This window comes from Arthrobacter alpinus, from assembly GCF_001294625.1.
Classification (GTDB): domain Bacteria; phylum Actinomycetota; class Actinomycetes; order Actinomycetales; family Micrococcaceae; genus Specibacter; species Specibacter alpinus_A.
Window position 1 is genome coordinate 1,486,060 of the sequence record NZ_CP012677.1, and the last position, 20,637, is coordinate 1,506,696.

Annotated in this window: 18 protein-coding genes; 9 read left to right on the forward strand and 9 right to left on the reverse strand. The window is 62.7% G+C overall.

Features of this window, described 5'->3' with window-relative positions; genetic code table 11:
- Positions 1-83 precede the first annotated feature (83 nt).
- From rapZ to secG, 8 genes are all read left to right on the forward strand, one after another.
- The gene (gene rapZ / locus AOC05_RS06580; RefSeq protein WP_062006543.1) at positions 84-1,007 is read left to right on the forward strand and encodes an RNase adapter RapZ; all 924 of its coding nucleotides are present in this window, start codon (positions 84-86) and stop codon (positions 1,005-1,007) included.
- 2 nt (positions 1,008-1,009) lie between these two features.
- Entirely contained in the window at positions 1,010-2,008 is a 999-nt protein-coding gene (locus AOC05_RS06585; protein ID WP_062006544.1) for a gluconeogenesis factor YvcK family protein, read from the forward strand.
- Positions 2,009-2,043: 35 nt separating this feature from the next.
- Positions 2,044-3,024 (forward strand): DNA-binding protein WhiA, encoded by a 981-nt coding sequence (whiA, locus tag AOC05_RS06590; RefSeq protein ID WP_062006545.1) that lies wholly within the window; start codon positions 2,044-2,046, stop codon positions 3,022-3,024.
- Positions 3,025-3,138: 114 nt separating this feature from the next.
- Positions 3,139-3,765: a superoxide dismutase gene (locus AOC05_RS06595; protein WP_062006546.1), complete on the forward strand. Its 627-nt coding sequence runs from the start codon at positions 3,139-3,141 to the stop codon at positions 3,763-3,765.
- Positions 3,766-4,034: 269 nt separating this feature from the next.
- Positions 4,035-5,042, forward strand: a complete 1,008-nt coding sequence (gene gap / locus AOC05_RS06600) for a type I glyceraldehyde-3-phosphate dehydrogenase (protein WP_062006547.1) — start codon at positions 4,035-4,037, stop codon at positions 5,040-5,042.
- Between the two features lie 10 nt (positions 5,043-5,052).
- The gene (locus AOC05_RS06605) at positions 5,053-6,291 is read left to right on the forward strand and encodes a phosphoglycerate kinase (RefSeq protein WP_062006548.1); all 1,239 of its coding nucleotides are present in this window, start codon (positions 5,053-5,055) and stop codon (positions 6,289-6,291) included.
- A gap of 108 nt (positions 6,292-6,399) precedes the next feature.
- On the forward strand, positions 6,400-7,215 hold the full coding sequence (gene tpiA / locus AOC05_RS06610) for a triose-phosphate isomerase (RefSeq protein WP_062006549.1): 816 nt from the start codon (positions 6,400-6,402) through the stop codon (positions 7,213-7,215).
- A gap of 189 nt (positions 7,216-7,404) precedes the next feature.
- A complete protein-coding gene (secG, locus tag AOC05_RS06615) occupies positions 7,405-7,650 on the forward strand; it encodes a preprotein translocase subunit SecG (protein ID WP_062006550.1) in 246 nt (81 codons plus the stop codon).
- Between the two features lie 224 nt (positions 7,651-7,874).
- On the opposite strand, the gene pgl is transcribed toward secG, so the two are convergent.
- From pgl to tkt, 6 genes are all read right to left on the reverse strand, one after another.
- The gene (gene pgl / locus AOC05_RS06620; RefSeq protein ID WP_062006551.1) at positions 7,875-8,681 is read right to left on the reverse strand and encodes a 6-phosphogluconolactonase; all 807 of its coding nucleotides are present in this window, start codon (positions 8,679-8,681) and stop codon (positions 7,875-7,877) included.
- A complete protein-coding gene (locus AOC05_RS06625) occupies positions 8,678-9,619 on the reverse strand; it encodes a glucose-6-phosphate dehydrogenase assembly protein OpcA (RefSeq protein ID WP_062006552.1) in 942 nt (313 codons plus the stop codon). Before AOC05_RS06625 ends, pgl begins: the two co-directional genes overlap by 4 nt.
- Positions 9,616-11,160, reverse strand: coding sequence for a glucose-6-phosphate dehydrogenase (gene zwf / locus AOC05_RS06630; RefSeq protein ID WP_062006553.1), 1,545 nt, complete (start codon positions 11,158-11,160; stop codon positions 9,616-9,618). Before zwf ends, AOC05_RS06625 begins: the two co-directional genes overlap by 4 nt.
- Positions 11,161-11,176: 16 nt before the next feature.
- Positions 11,177-12,814, reverse strand: a complete 1,638-nt coding sequence (locus AOC05_RS06635) for a glucose-6-phosphate isomerase (protein ID WP_062006554.1) — start codon at positions 12,812-12,814, stop codon at positions 11,177-11,179.
- Positions 12,815-12,819: 5 nt separating this feature from the next.
- Positions 12,820-13,941 (reverse strand): transaldolase, encoded by a 1,122-nt coding sequence (tal, locus tag AOC05_RS06640; RefSeq protein WP_062006555.1) that lies wholly within the window; start codon positions 13,939-13,941, stop codon positions 12,820-12,822.
- A 131-nt stretch (positions 13,942-14,072) separates the two neighbouring features.
- Positions 14,073-16,199 carry a transketolase gene (gene tkt, locus AOC05_RS06645; protein WP_062006556.1) on the reverse strand — a complete coding sequence of 709 codons (2,127 nt, stop codon included), beginning with the start codon at positions 16,197-16,199 and terminating at the stop codon, positions 14,073-14,075.
- A 484-nt stretch (positions 16,200-16,683) separates the two neighbouring features.
- Between tkt and AOC05_RS06650 the strand changes: the two genes are divergently transcribed.
- Positions 16,684-17,655 carry a heme o synthase gene (locus AOC05_RS06650; RefSeq protein ID WP_062009462.1) on the forward strand — a complete coding sequence of 324 codons (972 nt, stop codon included), beginning with the start codon at positions 16,684-16,686 and terminating at the stop codon, positions 17,653-17,655.
- Positions 17,656-17,877: 222 nt separating this feature from the next.
- On the opposite strand, the gene AOC05_RS06655 is transcribed toward AOC05_RS06650, so the two are convergent.
- Genes AOC05_RS06655 through AOC05_RS06665 form a run of 3 tightly spaced genes read right to left on the reverse strand, consistent with a single transcriptional unit; the run spans position 17,878 to position 20,572 of the window.
- A complete protein-coding gene (locus tag AOC05_RS06655; RefSeq protein ID WP_062006557.1) occupies positions 17,878-18,834 on the reverse strand; it encodes a COX15/CtaA family protein in 957 nt (318 codons plus the stop codon).
- Between the two features lie 5 nt (positions 18,835-18,839).
- Positions 18,840-19,610, reverse strand: coding sequence for an ABC transporter permease (locus AOC05_RS06660; RefSeq protein ID WP_062006558.1), 771 nt, complete (start codon positions 19,608-19,610; stop codon positions 18,840-18,842).
- Positions 19,607-20,572, reverse strand: coding sequence for an ABC transporter ATP-binding protein (locus tag AOC05_RS06665; protein WP_062006559.1), 966 nt, complete (start codon positions 20,570-20,572; stop codon positions 19,607-19,609). Before AOC05_RS06665 ends, AOC05_RS06660 begins: the two co-directional genes overlap by 4 nt.
- Positions 20,573-20,637 lie beyond the last annotated feature (65 nt).

Below are 20,637 nucleotides of genomic sequence, written 5' to 3' on the forward strand. Positions count from 1 at the left end.
TGACTAGGCTGGCACGGTAGCAACTGTTTTGTGACCCAGCCACGCAAAGAGCGTTGGAAATGACTAAGTAGTAAGGATGCGCAATGACGGAGCAGGACCAGACGCCCGCAGCCAAGGACGATGACCTAACCTCGGTTAAGCCGGCGGAGTCTGAACTGTTGGTTGTCACCGGCATGTCAGGTGCCGGTCGGAGCACGGCAGCCAACGCGCTGGAGGATCACGGCTGGTATGTCATTGAAAACCTGCCGCCGCAGATGCTTGGCACCTTAGCTGAACTCGTCTCACGGATGCCAGCAGCCCTGCCCAAGCTCGCCGTCGTCGTCGACGTGCGCGGCAAGGCGCTCTTTGCCGACATCCGGGAATCCCTGAACGCGTTGTCAGCGGCTGGTGTCAGCTACCGGGTCTTGTTCCTGGACGCCAGCGACGACACCCTGGTCCGGCGCTTTGAACAAGGACGCCGCCCCCACCCCTTGCAAGAGGATGGGCGTATCCTTGACGGTATCGGTGCCGAACGGATCTTGCTCGCCGAGATGAAGTCGCAGGCCGAGATGGTCCTTGACACCTCAGTCATGAATGTCCACGAACTTGCCTCCGCCGTCACAGAGCTGTTCTCCGAAACAGGTCCCGTGGTTCTGAGCCTGACCGTCATGAGTTTTGGCTTCAAATACGGCCTGCCCGTGGACGCAAACTACGTCGCCGACGTCCGGTTCATCCCCAACCCTCATTGGATCCCTGCCTTGCGCCCCCTGACGGGCCAGGATGCTGCGGTGAGCGATTTTGTGCTCAAGGACAATGGGGCCGCTGATTTCGTGGACCGCTTCGTCCACGCACTCGAACCTGTTTTTGACGGCTACCGCCGCGAAAACAAGCACTACGCCACCATCGCCGTCGGCTGCACGGGAGGAAAACACCGTTCGGTGGCCGTCGCGATTGAACTGGCGAAACGCCTGAGCCAGCTGCCCCGAGTCACCACTAGTATCAGGCACCGCGACCTGGGCCGGGAGTAGGCGTGTACACGGGAATCCTGCCGATCATCCCGGCGGCCGGGCGGCTGCAAGGCGTTGAGTCAGGGGTCAAGGTTGCAGCCTTGGGTGGTGGGCACGGCCTGTCAGCGTCCTTGTCCGCGTTGCGGCTACTGACAAGCAATCTCACGGCCATTGTCACGGTTGCGGACGACGGCGGCTCCTCCGGGCGCTTGCGCGACGAGCTGGGTGTCCTGCCCCCTGGCGATCTGCGCATGGCCTTGGCCGCACTGTGTGATGACACCGACTGGGGCAGGACGTGGCGTGATGTCATGCAACACCGATTTACCTCCCGGGAGGGTGTCAGCGGATCCCTGGACAACCACGCCCTGGGCAATTTGCTCATCGTCACCTTGTGGGAACTATTGGGGGACCCCGTGGCCGGGCTGCGGTGGGCTGGTGCGCTGCTGGGTGCCCGGGGGGAAGTGCTCCCCATGGCAAGTGTGCCATTGACCATTGAAGGCCAGGTCAAGGCCTCCACCCACGGAGTTCATCCCCCCGGCTACACCATCAGCGGCCAGGCCCGCCTAGCCAAGGCCGGCGAGGTCGACAACGTACGCCTAGTGCCCCAGGACGCGCCCGCCTGCCCGGAGGCCGTGGCGGCCATCCACGACGCCGATTGGGTGGTGTTGGGGCCGGGCTCTTGGTACACCTCGGTCCTTCCGCACCTGCTGTTGCCCCAGTTGCGAACGGCCCTGTGCACCACCAAGGCCAAACGGCTCGTGACCATGAACCTTGACATCAACGATCAAGAGGCCACCGGCATGAACGCCGCCGACCACCTGCGCGTCATCTCCCGTTATGCACCCGAGTTCGACGTCGACGTCGTCCTGGCGGATCCTTCCTCCATTTCGGATGTAGTCGAGTTCACAGAAGCCGCCGCAATGATGGGGGCGGAGGTTGTATTCGGTAGGGTGGGAAGTTCCGCCGGAACGCCGGTCCATGACCCGCTGCGGTTGGCAGCGGCATATCGAGACATTTTCTAAGGACCACTAGGTACGTGAGAGCGAAGGCGTGAACCATGGCACTGACAGCTGCTGTTAAAGAAGAATTGTCTCGGCTGGACATCAAGAAATCCTCTGTCCGCAAGGCCGAGATTTCGGCTCTGCTTCGTTTCGCCGGTGGGCTGCACATTATTTCCGGGCGCATCGTTATCGAAGCAGAAGTGGACTCCGCCGCAACGGCCAGGCGCCTGCGCGTGGCGATCGCCGAAATTTACGGACACCAAAGTGAAATCATCGTGGTCTCCGGTGGGGGATTGCGTCGCGGCAACCGCTATGTGGTGCGCGTGGTTCGCGACGGCGAAGCCCTGGCCAGGCAAACCGGGCTACTGGACGGGCGCGGGCGCCCTGTTCGGGGCTTACCCTCCGTCGTCGTGAACGGTTCAGCGGCCGACGCCGAAGCTGTCTGGCGTGGGGCGTTCCTGGCCCACGGCTCACTCACCGAACCCGGACGGTCCTCAGCCTTGGAGGTGACCTGCCCGGGCCCGGAAGCGGCCCTGGCATTAGTGGGAGCCGCCAGGAGGATCGACATCGCCGCTAAGGCCCGTGAGGTGCGCGGCATTGACCGTGTCGTCATCCGTGACGGCGACACCATCGCCGCACTGTTGATCCGCATGGGGGCCCATGAGACTTTGCTGGTCTGGGAAGAACGGCGAATGCGCAAGGAGGTCCGGGCCACGGCAAACCGCCTAGCCAATTTCGACGACGCCAACCTGCGCCGCTCGGCGCAGGCCGCTGTTGCTGCCGGTGCCCGTGTTGACCGCGCCCTGGAGATCCTGGGCGAGGACGTCCCGGAACACCTCAAATATGCGGGCGAGCTGCGTGTCGCCCACAAACAGGCAAGCCTTGATGAGCTGGGCAGGCTGGCCGATCCGCCATTGACCAAGGATGCCATCGCCGGACGGATCCGCCGTCTGCTGGCCATGGCGGACAAAAAAGCCCTGGATCTTGGCATTCCGGGTACCGAATCCAATGTCACTTTTGACATGTTGGAGCAGTAATCGGCCCTAGTATGAAAGAGTAGAAACATCACTGGCAATCAACCAGTCATGCAGCTTGGCACGGGAGTGAGAACGCTCGGCCAAGCTCACCAGAAAAATTGCAATGGAGGAACCGTGACCAAGTACACACTCCCAGAACTCAGCTATGACTACGCTGCCCTGGAGCCCAACATTTCTGCCCGCATCATGGAGCTGCACCACAGCAAGCACCATGCCGCCTACGTTGCCGGCGCCAACACGGCTTTGGACCAGCTCGCCGAGGCGCGCGAGAGCAACAACTTCGCCAACGTCGCCAAGTATTCCAAAGACCTGGCCTTCAACCTCGGTGGCCACACCAACCACTCCATTTTCTGGAACAACCTTTCACCCGAGGGTGGCGACAAGCCCGAGGGCGAGCTGGCCGCGGCGATCGACGACGCCTTTGGTTCCTTCGACGCTTTCCGCGCACACTTCACCGCCGCAGCCATGGGCATCCAGGGTTCCGGCTGGGCGCTTCTGTCCTACGAGGGCCTGGGCGGCAACATCTTGATCGAGCAGCTTTTTGACCAGCAGGGCAACGTCCCCGTGGCCACCACGCCGTTGCTCATGCTCGACATGTGGGAGCACGCCTTCTACCTGGACTACGTCAACGTCAAGGCCGACTACGTCAAGGCGTTCTGGAACATCGTGAACTGGGCCGACGTCGCCAAGCGCTTTGAGGCTGCCCGCAAGCACGCAACGGGCCTGATCCTGCCCGCCTAAGGCCACACGCCTCGAGGTGACCAATATATGGACGCCCGCCCCACAAGATTTCCGGGGCGGGCCCCAAAGAACGTAATATGGGTCACGAAGGTCAAAAGCAGCGCCACCGCGGTGCGTGCTGCACCAATAAACGTGGATGCGCAGGCTTCCGAGCCTGCAGGAATCCGCTCATTAAAAATCTCTGCCCAACGTCGTGCGGGAATCAACGGTTGAAACTAACCCTTCAACCTGACTACGCGTGCTCGCAAGAGCACCAAGGAGAGAACTAAGTGACTACTCGTATTGGTATTAACGGGTTCGGCCGCATCGGCCGCAACTACTTCCGCGCCGCATTGGCACAGGGCGCCGACATTGAGATCGTTGCCGTCAACGACCTCACCAGCCCCGAGGCCCTGGCCCACCTGCTCAAGTACGACTCCGTCAACGGGCGCCTGTCCGTTTCAGTTGAAGTTGTCGATGGCCACCTTGTGGTTGACGGCAAGACCATCACTGTCTTGGCAGAGCGCGATCCCGCAAACCTCCCCTGGGGCAAGTTGGGCGTTGACATCGTCATCGAATCCACAGGCTTCTTCACCAAGGCTGCCGACGCTCAGAAGCACATCGATGCTGGCGCCAAGAAAGTCCTGATCTCAGCACCGGCGTCGGACGAAGACATCACAGTGGTTTTGGGTGTCAACGACGAGCTGTACGACCCCGCCACACACCACATCATCTCCAACGCATCCTGCACCACCAACTGCCTGGGCCCGCTGGCCAAGATCCTGAACGACAACTTCGGTCTGGAGCGTGGCCTGATGACCACCATCCACGCCTACACTGCCGATCAGAACCTGCAGGACGGCCCGCACAAGGACCTCCGCCGTGCCCGCGCCGCAGCGATCAACATGATCCCCACCTCGACGGGTGCAGCTAAAGCTATCGGCCTTGTCCTGCCCGAGCTCAAGGGTAAGCTGGACGGCTACGCCATCCGTGTACCGGTCCCCACAGGTTCCGCGACTGACTTGACCGCAATCGTGAGCCGCGAGGTCACTGTTGAAGAAGTGAATGCCGCTTACAAGGCTGCAGCTGCGGAAGGCAAGCTGGCTGGCTACCTGACCTACACCGAAGATCCGATCGTTTCCTCTGACATTGTTGGGGACCCGGCCTCGTCCATCTTCGATTCGGGCCTGACCAAGGTCATTGGCAACCAGGTCAAGGTTGTTTCCTGGTACGACAACGAGTGGGGCTACTCCAACCGCTTGGTCGACTTGACCGAGCTCGTAGCTTCGAAGCTCTAAGGATCAAATAATGACACTTCACACCCTCAGCGAGCTCATCGATGAAGGTGTCCGCGGGCGGTACGTTCTTATCCGTAGTGATTTGAACGTGCCGCTTGACGGCTCGCATGTCACGGATGATGGTCGCATCAGGGCCTCACTGCCCGGAATCAAGGAATTGGCCGACGCCGGTGCCAAGGTCCTGCTCAGTGCCCACCTGGGACGCCCGAAGGGTACCCCGGAGGCCAAGTACTCCTTGGCCCCCGCCGTGGCCCGCCTGGCGGAGCTGGCTCCCGAACTCAACGTGACCTTGGCCGCCGACACCACCGGTCCCGCCGCGCAGGCAGCTGCCGCGACGTTGGCCGACGGGTCCGTTCTGGTGCTGGAGAACGTGCGCTTTGACGCCCGCGAAACATCTAAGGACGACGGCGAACGTGCGGCTTTCGCGGCCGAGCTCGCCTCCTTAACGGGGGAGCATGGCGCTTATGTGGATGACGCCTTCGGTGCCGTCCACCGCAAGCACGCCAGTGTCTATGACATCGCCAAACTGTTGCCCTCCTACCAGGGTGATCTGGTGCGTACCGAGTTGGAGGTCCTGCGCAAGCTGACCACTAACACCGAACGCCCCTACGTCGTGGTTCTGGGCGGTTCCAAGGTCTCGGACAAGCTTGCCGTCATTGAGAATCTGCTGGGCAAGGCAGACACCATTTTAGTTGGCGGCGGCATGCTTTTCACCTTCCTCGCGGCCCAGGGCCACAAGGTTGGGGCATCGCTACTGGAGGCGGACCAGATCCCCGTGGTCAAGGACTATCTGGCGCGCGCCGCGGCGGCAGGCACCACCTTTGTGTTGCCCACCGACGTTGTGGTTGCTGCAAGCTTTGCCGCCGACGCAGCCCATGAGACGGTTCCCGCGGACGCCATCGAATCCAGCTCTTTCGCCGCCTCGGGCTTGGGCTTGGACATTGGACCGGTCTCCGGGGCAGCCTTCGCCGCAGCCATCTTGGAAGCCAAGACTGTGTTCTGGAACGGGCCCATGGGCGTGTTTGAGTTCGCAGCGTTTGCCGAAGGAACCCGCGCCGTGGCCAGTGCCTTGCGTGCGGCCAGCAGCGGCGGGGGCTTCACGGTCGTCGGCGGCGGCGACTCGGCCGCGGCCGTGCGCACGCTCGGGTTCGCAGACTCGGACTTCGGGCACATCTCCACCGGTGGCGGGGCGAGCCTGGAGTTCCTTGAAGGCAAGGAACTCCCCGGATTGAGCGCTCTGGAGCGTTAATCAATGAGGCGGTGGCGGGTCTATCCCGCCGCCGCCTTTGCATGCGCCATCCGGCGCAACGAGTTTTTTTCAAGTATTTCTTTAGCTACGCCAAGGAACGAGAGAGCGATGACGACTTCAACCAACGGTTCATTTGACCGCACACCGCTGATTGCCGGCAACTGGAAGATGAACATGGACCACGTCCAGGGCATCACCTTGCTGCAGAAGCTGGCATGGACGCTTTCGGACGCCCGCCACGACTTCAGCCGCGTTGAAGTCTCCGTCTTCCCGCCGTTCACCGACATCCGCGGTGTTCAGACCCTGGTTGCCGGCGACAAGCTCAAGCTGAGCTACGGTGGCCAGGACCTCTCGGACAAGGATTCCGGCGCATACACCGGCGATATCTCCGGTGCGTTCCTGAACAAGCTCGGTTGCACTTACGTCCTGGTGGGCCACAGCGAACGCCGCGAAATCCATAGTGAGAGCGACGAACTGCTCAACGCCAAGGTCAAGGCCGCCTTCCGGAACGAGCTCACCCCCGTCCTGTGCGCTGGCGAAGGCCTGGAGATCCGCAAGGCCGGCACCCATGTGCAGCACACGCTGGCTCAGGTCCGTGCCGGCGTGGCAGGTTTGAGTGCCGAGCAGGCCGCAGAACTCGTCATCGCCTACGAGCCCGTCTGGGCCATCGGCACCGGCGAAGTTGCCGGCCCCGAGGACGCCCAGGAACTCTGCGCCGCCATCCGTGCCGAGCTGGTGGAACTCTTCGACGCCGAAACGGCTGCCAAGACCCGTTTGTTGTATGGCGGATCCGTCAAGGCCAACAACGTGGCCGCCATCATGGCCGAGCGCGACGTTGACGGAGTGCTCGTCGGTGGCGCCAGCCTGGACGCCGGCGAATTCGCCAGCATCGCCCGTTTTGAAAGCCACCTCGTCACCAAGTAGCCCTTTGCGTGGTCGAGCCTGTCGAGACCCTCGCCGAGCATCAGGGCGGGATTGGCCATGTGTGGGGCCAGCCGGATAGAATGAACTGCGGACCACAGCACTCGTGACCGGATCCGTCCAAGATTTCTTACAAATACGCCTCATTTCCCAAGCCGGGGAACGAATTTTTTTCATGCTGAAAGGCCAAAAGTGGAAGCACTTCAAATTGCCCTGCAGATCCTGCTGGGCGTCACCAGTTTGCTGCTGACCCTCTTGATCTTGCTCCACAAGGGTCGTGGCGGCGGATTGTCCGATATGTTCGGCGGAGGCATGAGTTCGAACCTCGGGTCCTCAGGTGTCGCAGAGCGCAACCTGAACCGATTTACCGTCGTCTTGGGCATCACCTGGGGAATTGTCATCATTGGCCTGGGACTGATCATGTCCTACTCCACGTAATCCCCACTGGCCAGCGTCAAAAAAGGTCCCGTCAGGCGTTTGCCTGGCGGGAACTTTTTTGCAACCCTCTGGCAGCAGTGGCCCGATATTTGCGGACGTTGTCTCATTCTGCACGGCTGCCGCGCTTCGCAGAGGATTACCAGTGGAGTTGGCAACTCCGGCTAGCCACCACTACTGGGACAGCGTTGAGAAAAACTGGCCTTTGCTGCGAGAGCGTCGGGGGGTTAGTTCTCGCGGCGTATGAGCTGTTCGGGGACTTTTGCTGCTGCTTCCTGGTCGATCAGCCACAGCGTCTTGTTGACCCCGCGGGCGCCGGAGGCAGGAACCTGGACCGGGTTGGCGCCTGCCAGGCCGAGCCCCACCGCGGCAGCCTTGTCAGCCCCGGCAGCAACAATCCAGATCTCCTGGGCCGTGTTGATGGCTTCCAGTGTCAAGGACACGCGCGACGGCGGCGGCTTGGGGGAGTTGGTGACACCCACCACCGTGACCCCTTGCGTTCGGATGCCGGCCATGTCCGGGAAGAGGGAGGCAATGTGCGCGTCCGGGCCCAAGCCCAACAGGAGCACGTCAAAGCGGGGAACCTTCGCATCACCGGAGGTCGTTGCGTCGTCGTCGTTCTCCCACTCCAGGCGAGCCGCGGCAGCCAACTGCCCCTGGTAGTCGGCAACGGCCGCCTCCAGATCCGCAACCTCGTCCGAGGCTGCCATGACATGGACCCTGGCCGGGTCCACACCAACAGAGCCGAGCAGGGCCGCCGTGGCCTGGCCAACATTCCGCTCGGGGGAAGCGGCGTCGACAAACCTGTCATCACCAAACCAAAAATTAACTTTGGCCCAGTCCACTGAGAGCCGGGCCGGAGAGTCGGCGATGGCCTTCAGCGTGGCGATTCCCACGCTCCCCCCTGTCAGGACAACCGTTGCCTCGCCGCGTTCACTTTGCACGTCGAGCAGGCGTGTGATCAGCCTGGCCGCGGTGGTGGCCGCAAGCACATCGAAGCTGGGGTGCACCGTGATGCGTACATTTCCACTCATGCCTGAACTACCTTTTCCTCAGCCAACAACTTGGTCATGCCTTCGGTGACCACTTCACCGAAGACTTCATCAGGGTCAAGCCTACGCAATTCCTCGGCCAGGCAGTCCTGCAGGGAACGTCTGGGCAATGAGAGCTTCTGCACCGGCTGGCCTGGCAGGGTCAGGATCGCCTCGGAATTCCCCGGACGGAACAGTTCAATGTTGCCGGTGGCTCGTTCCATGACGACCCGGCGGATGCCTGTGCCCTGCTGATCCTCGGTCACGGTGATGGGAACATCCAGGGCCCGGTGCAGCCAGGAGGCCAGCAGTAGGGTGCTGGGGGAGTCGCTGGCTCCTTCAACCTGAAGACCTGTGATGGGGTCGCTTGGATCAAACTGGTCCAGGGCGGCAGCCAGCTGGATGCGCCAGTTGGTGAGCCGGGTCCAGGCCAGGTCTGTGTCCCCTGCCGCGTAGGTGCCAGCAATATGTGTCAGGGCCGCGCGGGGATCCGAGGAGTTCGCCGAGTCGGTGATCCGGCGGTGGGCGATGCGTCCCACGGGGCTTTCGCTGGCGGATGCCGGCGCACCGTGGGGCCACCAGGCCACGATGGGTGCGTCGGGAAGCAGCAGTGCCGAGACCAGCGATTCGTTCTCCGCGGACAGTTCCCCATACCCTCGCAGCACGATCACCTCGGAGGCGCCGGCGTCGCCACCCACACGGATTTGGCCGTCCAGCCTGGTCGGTTCCTCGGGGGATCCCGAGGCCAGCACAATGATCCGGCAGGGATGCTCGCGGCTGGCAAGGTTCGCCGCCTCGATGGCATCTTCACCCATCCCGTCCTGTGTGATGACCACCAACGTCAAAACGCGGCTCAGCGCCACCACGCCGCCCTGTTCACGCAACTTGACGATCCGTTTGGTGATCTTGGAGGTGGTTGTATTGGGCAGGTCTACGATCATGGTCGACGCCACGTCCTTCCGTCACGCTTCAACAGTTCATCGGCCGACGCCGGTCCCCAGCTGCCGGGCTCATAACTTTCGGGCTGGATTCCCTGGGCTGCCCAGAATTCCTCAAACGGGTCAAGGATCTTCCATGACAGCTCAACCTCTTGGTGGCGTGGGAACAGCGGGGGCTCGCCCAGCAGGACGTCAAGGATCAGCCGCTCATACGCCTCCGGGCTGGATTCGGTGAATGCATGGCCGTAGCCAAAGTCCATGGTGACGTCGCGGACTTCCATCTGCGTCCCCGGCACCTTGGAGCCGAAGCGGATGGTGACGCCCTCATCCGGTTGCACCCGGATGACCACCGCGTTCTGGCCAAAGTCGTCCTCCGCATGGTCGGTGAACAGCAGGTTGGGGGCGCGCTTGAAGACGACGGCGATCTCGGTTACACGCCGGCCCAACCGTTTGCCTGCCCGCAGGTAGAAGGGTACACCGGACCAGCGGCGGGTGTTGATGTCCAGGCGGATTGCGGCAAACGTCTCCGTGGTTGAGTCTGCCGGGATTCCTTCCTCGTCTAGGTAGCCGAGCACCTGCTCACCACCTTGCCAGCCGCCAGCAAATTGGCCGCGGGCCGAGTGGCCGGACAAATCTGCCGGAAGTTTCACGGCAGCGAGCACCTTTTCCTTTTCCGCACGCAAGTGCTGGGCGTTGAAGGAGATGGGCTCCTCCATCGCTGTGAGGGCTAGGAGCTGCAGGAGGTGGTTCTGGATGACGTCGCGGGCAGCACCGACGCCGTCGTAGTAGCCTGCACGGCCACCGGTGCCAATGTCCTCGGCCATGGTGATTTGCACGTGGTCAACATAGTTGGCGTTCCACAGGGGTTCAAAAAATTGGTTGGCGAACCGTAGGGCCAAGATGTTCTGGACGGTTTCCTTGCCCAAGTAGTGGTCAATGCGGAACACCGAATCGGGGTCAAACACTGACTCCACAATGTCGTTCAACGCCCGGGCGGACTCCAGATTGTGTCCGAAAGGCTTCTCGATAACCACCCGGCGCCAGTCGGTGCCGGTGCTTTGAGCCAGGCCGTGGTCCGAAAGCTGGCGGCAGACCTGCTCAAACGCCTTAGGCGGAATGGACAGGTAAAACGCGTGGTTGCCCTGGGTGCCGCGCTGGGCATCCAATTCAGCGAGTGTTGTTTTCAGGCGCTCAAAAGCCTCGTGGTCATCAAACTCGCCCTGCACAAAACGGATGCCTTCGCTGAGCTGGTTCCAGACAGCCTCATCGAAGGGCGTCCTACAGTATTCCTGAACCGAGGCCTTGACCTGGGCCGCAAAGTCCTGGTTGTCCCACTCGCGGCGGGCGAACCCCACCAACGCGAAGCTGGGCGGCAATAAGCCACGATTGGCCAGGTCATACACGGCGGGCATGAGTTTCTTGCGAGACAAGTCGCCGGTGACACCGAAAAGGACCAGTGAGGACGGGCCCGCAACCCGGGACAGCCGCCGGTCGCGACTGTCCCGAAGCGGGTTTGCATTATTTGTTGCAGCACGTAATGGCATCGGGGGTCTATACGCCTTATGCGTCGGTGTGATGGCCAGCCAGTGCCGCCACCACAGTTTTCAATTGTTCAACACCAGCGGCAATATCCCTCAGGTGTAATCGCAGCACGGGCCGGCCGTGGTCGGCCAAAACCTGCGCGTCGCCTGCCGCCTGGGCCGCAATGAGCTCCCCAAACGTGAACGGACGGTCCGGTATCGCCAGGTCGGCAACCGCGTCACCAGTAATTTGAACGAACACACCAACGGCCGGGCCCCCTTTGTGGAACTGGCCGGTGGAATGCAAAAAGCGCGGTCCCCAACCAAAGGTGACGGGACGGGTCGCAACCGCCGCGAGTTCGTCACGGACCACGGACAAGGAGGCATTGGCGAGCCGGTCTAGGTACGCCTGCACGCTCAGGTAGCCATCAGCAGGCAAGGTCCCGAGTATGGCAGCCAACGCCGCCGGCACGGTGGAGACGCCGTCAAGCCAGGAGGCGTCGTCGTTGGCGCAGCGCACCTCAATGGCACCGTCGATGAAGAGGGCGGGCGTGGGTACGGGGGTGTCGTCGAGCAGGCCGCGCGCGGCCGACTTGGCCGCCTCAACGTCCGGCTGGTCGAAGGGGTTGATGCCCAGCAGGCGCCCGGCCACGGCGGTGGCAAACTCCCACACCATCATCTGGGCGCCCAGGTCACCGGCAATGGTGACCTCGTTCTCGCGAAGTTCGACGTCGGCGTCCCCGGCCACCAGGCGCACCACCAGGACATCGGCGGCACCCCCTGTAACCTCGGGGGAGTTCGGCTCAGCCACCACCGGCAGAACCCCTGTGCCCAGCTTCCCCGTGGATTCGGCGATGAGCTGTTCGGCCCAGTCAGCGAAACCAACAATGCCCGAACCCTCGTCAACGATGACAATCTTATTGCGCAGCGGCGAAGTGCCACCCAAAGCTGCGCCAAGGCGCAAACCAATGTTGTCAGCGTCGTCCTCGCGCAGGAACTCCCCCGACTCCTCGGCCGAATCCAGCAGCGCCTGCACATCAACACCGGCGAGGCCCGACGGAACCAGCCCAAAAGCAGTCAGTCCGGAGTAGCGCCCGCCCACGTGGGGATCGGCGTTGAAGATTTTGCGGTAGCCGGCGGCGCGGGCGGAGGCATCCAGCGGGGAACCGGGGTCGGTGACGATCACAATGCGGGATTTGGCATCGATCCCGGCCGTCGTGAACTCCTGCTCGAAAATGCGCCGCTGGGAATCGGTTTCCAGGGTGGAACCGGACTTGGAGGAAACCACGATGGCGGTGGATGCCAAGCGGTGCGAAACCGCGGCACGGACCTGGCCGGGCTCCGTACTGTCCAGCACCGTCAGCTCAACGCCCGCCGTGGCGGTGATGACCTCCGGCGCCAGCGAGGAGCCCCCCATGCCGCACAGGACAATGTGGGTGACACCTTCGGCCAAAAATTCGGCGCGCAAGGCTGTGATCTGGGCGACGAGGGGAGCGGAAACTTCCGGCGCCTGGACCCAGCCCAAACGGATGGCTGACTCGGCCTGCGCGTCGGCGCCCCACAAGGTGGCGTCCTTGGCAAAGATGCGTGAGGCGACCTGGTCGGCAACCAATGTTTCAAGGTGTGCGATCCCGGCGGCCTGTGCGGCCCCGGTGGCCGTGAATGCCAGTGATGTCATGGGACTTACGCCTCCGTGACGGCTGCGTCCAGGGCCTCCTGGACATGGTTCAGGAGGTCCTTCCAGCTGGCCACGAACTTGTCCAGCCCCTCGGTCTCGAGCAGGTTCACCACATCGTTGTAAGAGATGCCCAGGCCCTCGAGCTGGTTCAGCAGGGCGTTGGATGCCGCATAGGTGCCGGTGATGGTGTCGCCGGTGACAACGCCGTGGTCGAACGTAGCGTCAAGGGTCTTCTCGGGCATCGTATTCACGACGTTCGGTGCGGCCAAGCCGGTGACGTACATGGTGTCCGGGTAGTCCGGGTTCTTGACACCAGTGGAGGCCCACAGGGGACGCTGGGGGAGGGCGCCGGCGTCGGCCAGCAGCGCCCAGCGCTCGGAGGAGAACACGCCCTCGAAGGCTTCATAGGCGAGGCGCGCGTTGGCCAGGCCGGCCTGGCCCTTCAAGGCAGTGGCTTCGGCGGTGCCCAGAGCGTCAAGGCGCTTGTCGATCTCCAGGTCCACGCGGGAGACGAAGAAGGAGGCGACGGAGTGGATGTCGGCAAGGTTGTGGCCGTTGGCCAACGCCTGCTCCAGGCCGTTGAGGAACGCGTTCATGACGGCACGGTAGCGGTCAAGGGAGAAGATCAAGGTCACGTTGACGCTGATGCCTTCAGCCAAGGTTGCCGTGATGGCCTCAAGGCCTTCGAGCGTTGCCGGGATCTTGATGTAAACATTCTTCTTCTCGACCTTGGCGTAGAGCCGCTTGGCCTCTGCGATGGTGCCGTCGGTATCCCAGGCCTTGCGGGGATCGACCTCGATGGACACTCGGCCATCGACACCCTTGGTTGCTGCGGCGATGGGCGCGAACAGATCGCAACCGGCGGCCACGTCCGCCGTCGTGATTTCAAAGACGGCATCCTCGGCGTTGACACCAGCAGCGGAGTAGCTGGCCAGTTCAGCTTTGTAGTCATCACTTTTGGTGATGGCCGCCTCGAAAATGCTGGGGTTGGTGGTGACGCCAACAACGTTCTTCTCGTCAATGAGCTTTTGCAGGCTGCCGGTCACCAGGCGTGCGCGGGAAAGATCGTCAAGCCAGATGGAGACGCCAGCGGCGGAGAGTGCTGCAGTGGGTGTTGCGTTGGTCATTTTGTGCTTCTTTCCTTGACATTAAGGCCCTGCATTCTCAGCGCTGCAGGTGGGGTGTTGTATTCCCTACGGCCGACCACCCAAAGGCTCCGGCCGCAGGAAATACGGTGATGACAGGTCTCGAGGGCCCTCTAGGCCTGCGCGGCTGCCACTGTGTCCCTGGCCGCAGCGGTGACGGCCTCGGTGGTGATGCCAAACTCCTGGAACAGGCGCTTGTAGTCGGCGGAGGCGCCGAAGTGCTCAAGAGAAATACAATGGCCGGCGTCGCCAACAAATTCGCGCCAGCCCAAAGCCAGTCCGGCCTCGACGGAGACACGAGCCTTGATGGCTGCGGGCAGCACCTGCTCCCGGTACTCGGCACTCTGGGCATGGAACCATTCAACACACGGCATGGAGACAACGCGGGCGGCAACGCCGTCGGCCGCCAACGCCTCACGGGCCTCCATGGCCAGCTGGACCTCGGATCCGGTGGCGATCAGGATCACGGCAGGGGTGACCACGGCGCCGTCGGAGACGGCCTCGGCCAGGACGTAACCGCCCTTGGCTACGCCGTCGGTCGATCCGAACTCGGTGGCTGTTGCCACCCCGGTGCCGCGGGCGTAGGTGGGAATGTTCTGACGGGTCAGCACAATCCCGGCCGGGTTGTCGGTGGTCTCCAGGATCTTGCGCCAGGCGGCGGCCACTTCGTTGGCGTCGCCGGGGCGCACCACATCAAGGCCCGGAATGGCACGCAACGTGGCCAGCTGCTCAACCGGCTGGTGGGTGGGGCCGTCCTCGCCCAGACCAATGGAGTCGTGAGTCCACACGTAGATGGATGGGACACCCATCAAGGCGCCGAGGCGGATGGCCGGGCGCTGGTAGTCGCTGAAGATCAAGAACGTACCGGAGAAGGCGCGGGTGGGGCCACCCAGGTGGATGCCGTTCACAATCGAGGCTGCGGCGTGCTCGCGGATACCGAAGTGCAGCACCCTCCCGTACGGGCCGCCCGACCAGGTGTCAGTCTGCTTGGATGCGGGCACAAACGAGCCGGAACCCTCAATGGTGGTGTTGTTGGAGCCTGCCAGGTCGCAGGAACCTCCCCACAGCTCGGGCAGAACCCCGCCAATGCCGTTCAGGACGGTGCCGGAAGCGGCGCGGGTGGAGACATCCTTGCCCGCAGCGAACGCGGGGAGGTGGCTTTCCCAGCCCTCGGGCAGTTCCTTGTTCTGAATGCGCTCCAGTAGGGCGGCCCGCTCGGGGTTGGCGGCCTTCCAGGCGTTGAAGCCAGTGTTCCATTCTTGGTGGGCGGTGGCGCCACGACCCACGAGCTCGCGGGCGTGAGCCAGGATGGCCGGATCCACGTCAAAGTGCTTCTCGGGGTCAAAGCCAAGGCTGGTCTTCAGCGCGGCCACCTCGGCAGCACCCAGGGCGGAGCCGTGGATGGCGCCGGTGTTCTGCTTCTTCGGTGACGGGAAGCCGATGATGGTGCGTAGGGAGATCAGGGACGGCCTGGACGTCTCAGCCTTGGCCGCGGCCAGGGCTGCATGCAACTCTTCCACGTCCTCGACGTATGCACCGGTCTTGGTCCAGTCGACGCGCTGCACATGCCAGCCGTAGGCCTCGTAGCGCTTCAGGACATCTTCTGAGTAGGCGATGTTGGTGTCGTCTTCAATGGAGATGTGGTTGGAGTCGTACAGCACCACCATGTTGCCCAGTTCCTGGTGCCCGGCCAGTGAGGACGCCTCGCTGGTCACGCCTTCTTGCATGTCACCGTCGGAGGCGATGACCCATACGGTGTGGTCGAACGGGCTGGTGCCGGGGGCGGCGTCGGGGTCCATGAGCCCGCGCATGCGGCGCTGGGAGTAGGCGAAGCCGACGGCGGAGGCCAGGCCCTGGCCCAGGGGTCCGGTAGTGATCTCCACACCGGCTGTGTGCTTGTACTCGGGGTGGCCTGGAGTCAGCGAACCCCATGTGCGAAGCGCTTCAAGGTCACTTAGTTCCAGGCCATACCCGGAGAGGAAGAGCTGGGTGTAAAGCGTCAGCGAGGTGTGCCCGGGGGAGAGGATGAACCGGTCACGGCCAATCCAGTGCGGATTTTTCGGATCGATGCGCATGACTTTTTGGAAGAGCAGGTAGGCGGCGGGGGCCAAGGACATGGCCGTGCCGGGGTGCCCGTTGCCCACTTTTTCCACAGCGTCAGCGGCCAACACACGTGCAGTGTCAACTGCCCGTTGGTCGTTGGCCGTCCAGGTAAATGTTGTCGTATCCAGATGTGTCATTTACATAGTCCCTCTCGTTAGGTGCAGGCGTAAAAAACGCGCACGGCGTGTTGCCCCCGCCGGCCCGGTTGAACAGCAGGGGCCAATCCGGACTCAGTGGGGTACGTGCACCGCTGCGCGTTGAAACATTCTTCTGTGAACAGCTTAGTCCCACCGTTGCGGATGGGCAGTAAATTGTGCCTGCCCGCGAAAGTCATAAATCGACAAGCTGCAACGCAAATTGACTCGTTTTCACCCACCGGGTATTCGTGCATCTTTCGTGGCCCCCAACAGCCACAACGCTCCAGTCAGGGACTGCTCAGGAGCTTATCGGGCGGGTTCGGTGCCGCAATCCGCTCTTCCCTCGCGGGGCGGGGTATGATATTTAGAGGTTTGCTCCCTGTATGGGGTCCCCTTGCTGCATCGGCGCCCTCCCCTTGGCATTCCGCGCAAAACCGGCAGCTGTGAAATCTGAAGCCAGCTGTGAACCAACGATGAGAACATGGTGACATTACACGTGAGTGCGACGCATACCCCGATCGCCGGATCTTCCCCGAAGACGCCGGTGGGTTTCTCCGAGAAAGCCAAAGGGTACCTGGCCCTGACAAAACCGCGCGTGGTGGAACTGCTTTTGGTGACTACTTTGCCCACCATGTTTTACGCACAAGGTTTCTCTGGCAAGAGCGGGGTGCCCAGCCTGTGGCTGATGGTCGCCACCATGGTCGGTGGGGCGCTGGCCGCTGGTGCCTCAGGCGCCTTCAACTGCTACATTGACCGCGACATCGACAAGATCATGAACCGCACCTCCAAGCGGCCACTGGTCACCGGGGTCATCACCCCGCGTGAAGCCCTCGTGTTCTCCTGGGTCCTGACAGTCATTGCGATCGCCCTGCTCTGGAGCGTCAACCCGCTCACCGGGCTGCTCGGTGTCGGCGCCATCTTCGTCTACGTCGTGGTCTACTCGCTTATCCTCAAACGCCGCACCACCCAGAACATTGTCTGGGGCGGCGCCGCCGGCTGCTTCCCCGTGCTGATTGCCTGGTCCGCCGTGACAGGCACCGTCCAGTGGCCCGCCTTCATCCTCTTCATGATCATCTTCCTTTGGACGCCGCCGCACTACTGGCCGCTGTCCATGCGCTACAGCGACGACTACAACGCCGTCAACGTCCCCATGCTTGGCGCCGTCGCCGGCTCACGCACAGTTGCCGTCCAAGTGGTGCTCTACACCTGGGCCATGGTCGCCTGCTCCCTGCTGATGATCCCGCTGGGCGGGGCCGGCATCGTCTATACCGTCACAGCCGCGGCCGCTGGGGCCTGGTTCTTGTTCGAGGCCCATAAGTTGTACAGCAACGCCAAAAAGGACCTTGTCACCAAGAAGAACGCCATGAAAGTTTTCCACGTCTCCATCACTTACTTGACGCTGGTGTTCCTGTCTTTGGCTGTGGATCCTTTTGTCGGCTCTGCTCTGATGGGCTAGTTTTTTTCATCAAGTACGACGGCGGCCGGTGCCTCTCCTTTCAGAGGTACCGGCCGCCGTTGGTTAACCGCAGCTGGTCCAGAACTGCGTTGGTTGAGCGTGTCCAAAACTGCGGATCTCGACAAGCTCAATCACCCAGACCGGTGCCACGCACAACAGCGGCCGGCCACCTCGATGAGAAGGTGACCGGCCGCCGATCAACGTGGGCCCTGCGTAGCGGGGCTAGGCAGGAAGAACATCCTTGCCGCGGCGCAAGGCAATGTCAATCATGTTGGTGACAACGCCGAGCATGAGAGAGGCACCGGCCATGTGAAAGATCACCAGCAGGATGGGGATACCTGTGAAGTACTGCCAGTAGCCGATGAAGCCCTGGAAGAGCACGGAAACGAAGAGCACCAGGGCTGCGTTGCGCAGAATGTCACCCTTGCCATTGCGCCAGAGCAGGATCACCAAGAGCAGTGCGGCGGCCACAAGGACGTAGACGGGGACGGCGTGGAGCCTGGTAACCAAGTAGCCGTTCAGTTCCATGCGCGGGGAGGTGCCATCGCCTGAATGTGGGCCGGAGCCGGTGACCAGCGTGCCAAGAACCACGGCGAGGTAACCGGCCACCGCGGCAACGACGCTCAGCTGGCGAATGAGCGGCCGGGGGCGCGGAACATCATGGGGTCCGGTGACACCTGTCCGGCCATATGCCCTGTTCACCAGCAGCATCGAAATCACCACAAGGCCGGCCGAAACCAGGAAGTGCAGGCTCACCACGTAGGGGTTGAGTCCGGTGAGTACCGTGATGCCGCCAATGACGGCCTGCGCGGGGATGACGGCCAGCAGGCCGAACGCCAGCCAGAACAGATCTTTGCGTTCTTTGCGCAGATTCCACAGCATGACCAGCAAGATCAAACCAATGGCGGCCAAGGCGAAAGTCAGTGTGCGGTTGACGAACTCAATGACGCCGTGAATGCCCATCTCGGGCGTATTGGTCAGGGATTCCGCGGTGCACTTGGGCCAGGTGGGGCAACCCAGGCCGGAACCGGTGACCCGGACCACGCCGCCGGACACGATGAGGACACCCTGGCCGATCAGCGAGGCCACAGATAAGCGGCGCACTGCCGGGGTGACGCTGGTGGGCAGGCGCTCGGCAAGGGAACGCTTGGTGGTGCTGATTTGGCTCACTTCATTCACGTCTTTCAATTCCACTTAAACCACTTGGTTGCTGCAACTGAACCGGCGACGGCCCAGGCAAGCAAAATAACAATTGCAAAAACATCAAGACGGCCTTCAATCAGTGCCGCCCGCATCAGGGTACCGAGTGCTCCTGAGGGCAGCCAGTCAACGACGCCGGCCATGGAGGCGGAGAACGTGGCCGCGGGCAGCACAATCCCACCCAAGGCGGCGAACAGGATCCAGCCGAGGTTGGTGATGGCCAGGGTGGCTTCGGGGCGGACGGTTCCGGCAATCAGCAGGCCCAGGGCGGTGAAGGTGATGGCACCAAGGACCAGCAAGGGGATGCCCAACAGCACCCCGGCCGGCTCCGGACGCCAGCCAAGGAATGCGGCAACCGTAGAGATGACAACCACCTGGATCACCAGCGCCGCGAGCACGGCGATGACCTTGCCCGCTATGAGCCCGGTTCTGCCCAAGGGGGTGGTGGACATGAACCGTAGGACCCCATAGCGCCTGTCAAAGCCTGTCGCGATGCCCTGGCCGGTGAAAGCGGTGGACAACGCGCAGAGGGCCAGGATGCCGGGGGTTGCGATGTTGATGCGGGACTGGCCCATGCCATCAAGGATCGGGGTCACGGCCAGAGCAATAAGCCCCAGCAACGGCATCACGATCATGAGCACCAGCTGCTCTCCGTTGCGCAGCATGGTGGACGCCTCGTATTTGCCCTGGCTCAGGACCCGCCGGCTCAGGGAAGCGGGCCGGCCGGCCGGGGCGTCGGGAAAGAGCGTGTTCATGAGATCTCCGTTTCCACTGAGTCGGCAATGGCCAAGAACACATCTTCAAGGGACCGAGAGGCGAGGTGGACCGAGGTGGGCATGACGTTGCCGGAGGCGCACCACTGGCCAAAACGGGCTAGGTCCTCAGCCACCAGGGAGCCAGCCAAACGGTAGCTTCCTGGCCGGGTTTCCTCACAGAGCACCCCCGGACGGGACAAACTTGCGGTGTCCCGTCCGGGCAGAGCCTCAAACGTCATGACCCGGTGGGCCTGCGACTGCGTCGACTGGCGCAACAGCTCCGGGACGGTGCCCTCGGTGACCGATTCACCCTTGTTGACGATGTAGACATAGTCGGCGAGCCGTTGGGCGTCGTCGAGGAGGTGGGTAGTGAGCACAATGGCCTTGCCGGCATCGCGCAGTTCACGGATCAGCTCAAAAACCATGAGCCGGGACTGCGGGTCCAGGCCTGCGCTGGGCTCATCCAGGAACAACACCTCCGGGTTACCCAGCAGGCTGGCGGCAAGGGCCACCCGCTGCTTTTGACCGCCCGACAGCCTGCGAATGCTCGTGTTGGAGAACTCCCTTATCCCCAGCCGCTCGGCCAGGGCATCCACACTCAGCGGGTTCTGGTACAAGCTTGCCACATGGCGAAGCAAAGCCAGCGGCCGGGCGGCTGGCGGCAGCCCACCGTCCTGGAGCATCACCCCAACCCGGGCACGTAGTGCAGCGTCGGCATTTTCCGGGTCCTGACCCAGCAGCGAGATGGCACCGCCACTGCGCTGCTGCAGGCCTTGGGCGCATTCGATGGTGGTGGTCTTCCCGGCCCCATTGGCACCGAGTAAGGCGGTTACGGCACCAAAGTGGGCCTGTAGGCTGATGTTGGAAACGATCCGCTTCATGCGCCCATCGAGGGCGGTAATGGGACCGACATCCTTGACGAGCCCGGCGATGTCCAGTGCGAGGGTAGGAGATTGTGTCACCGCGCTATTCTACCGGACGTAGTAGCCTCAGGAGTTTGGGGTCCGAGACCGGCCGGCGCGCGTTG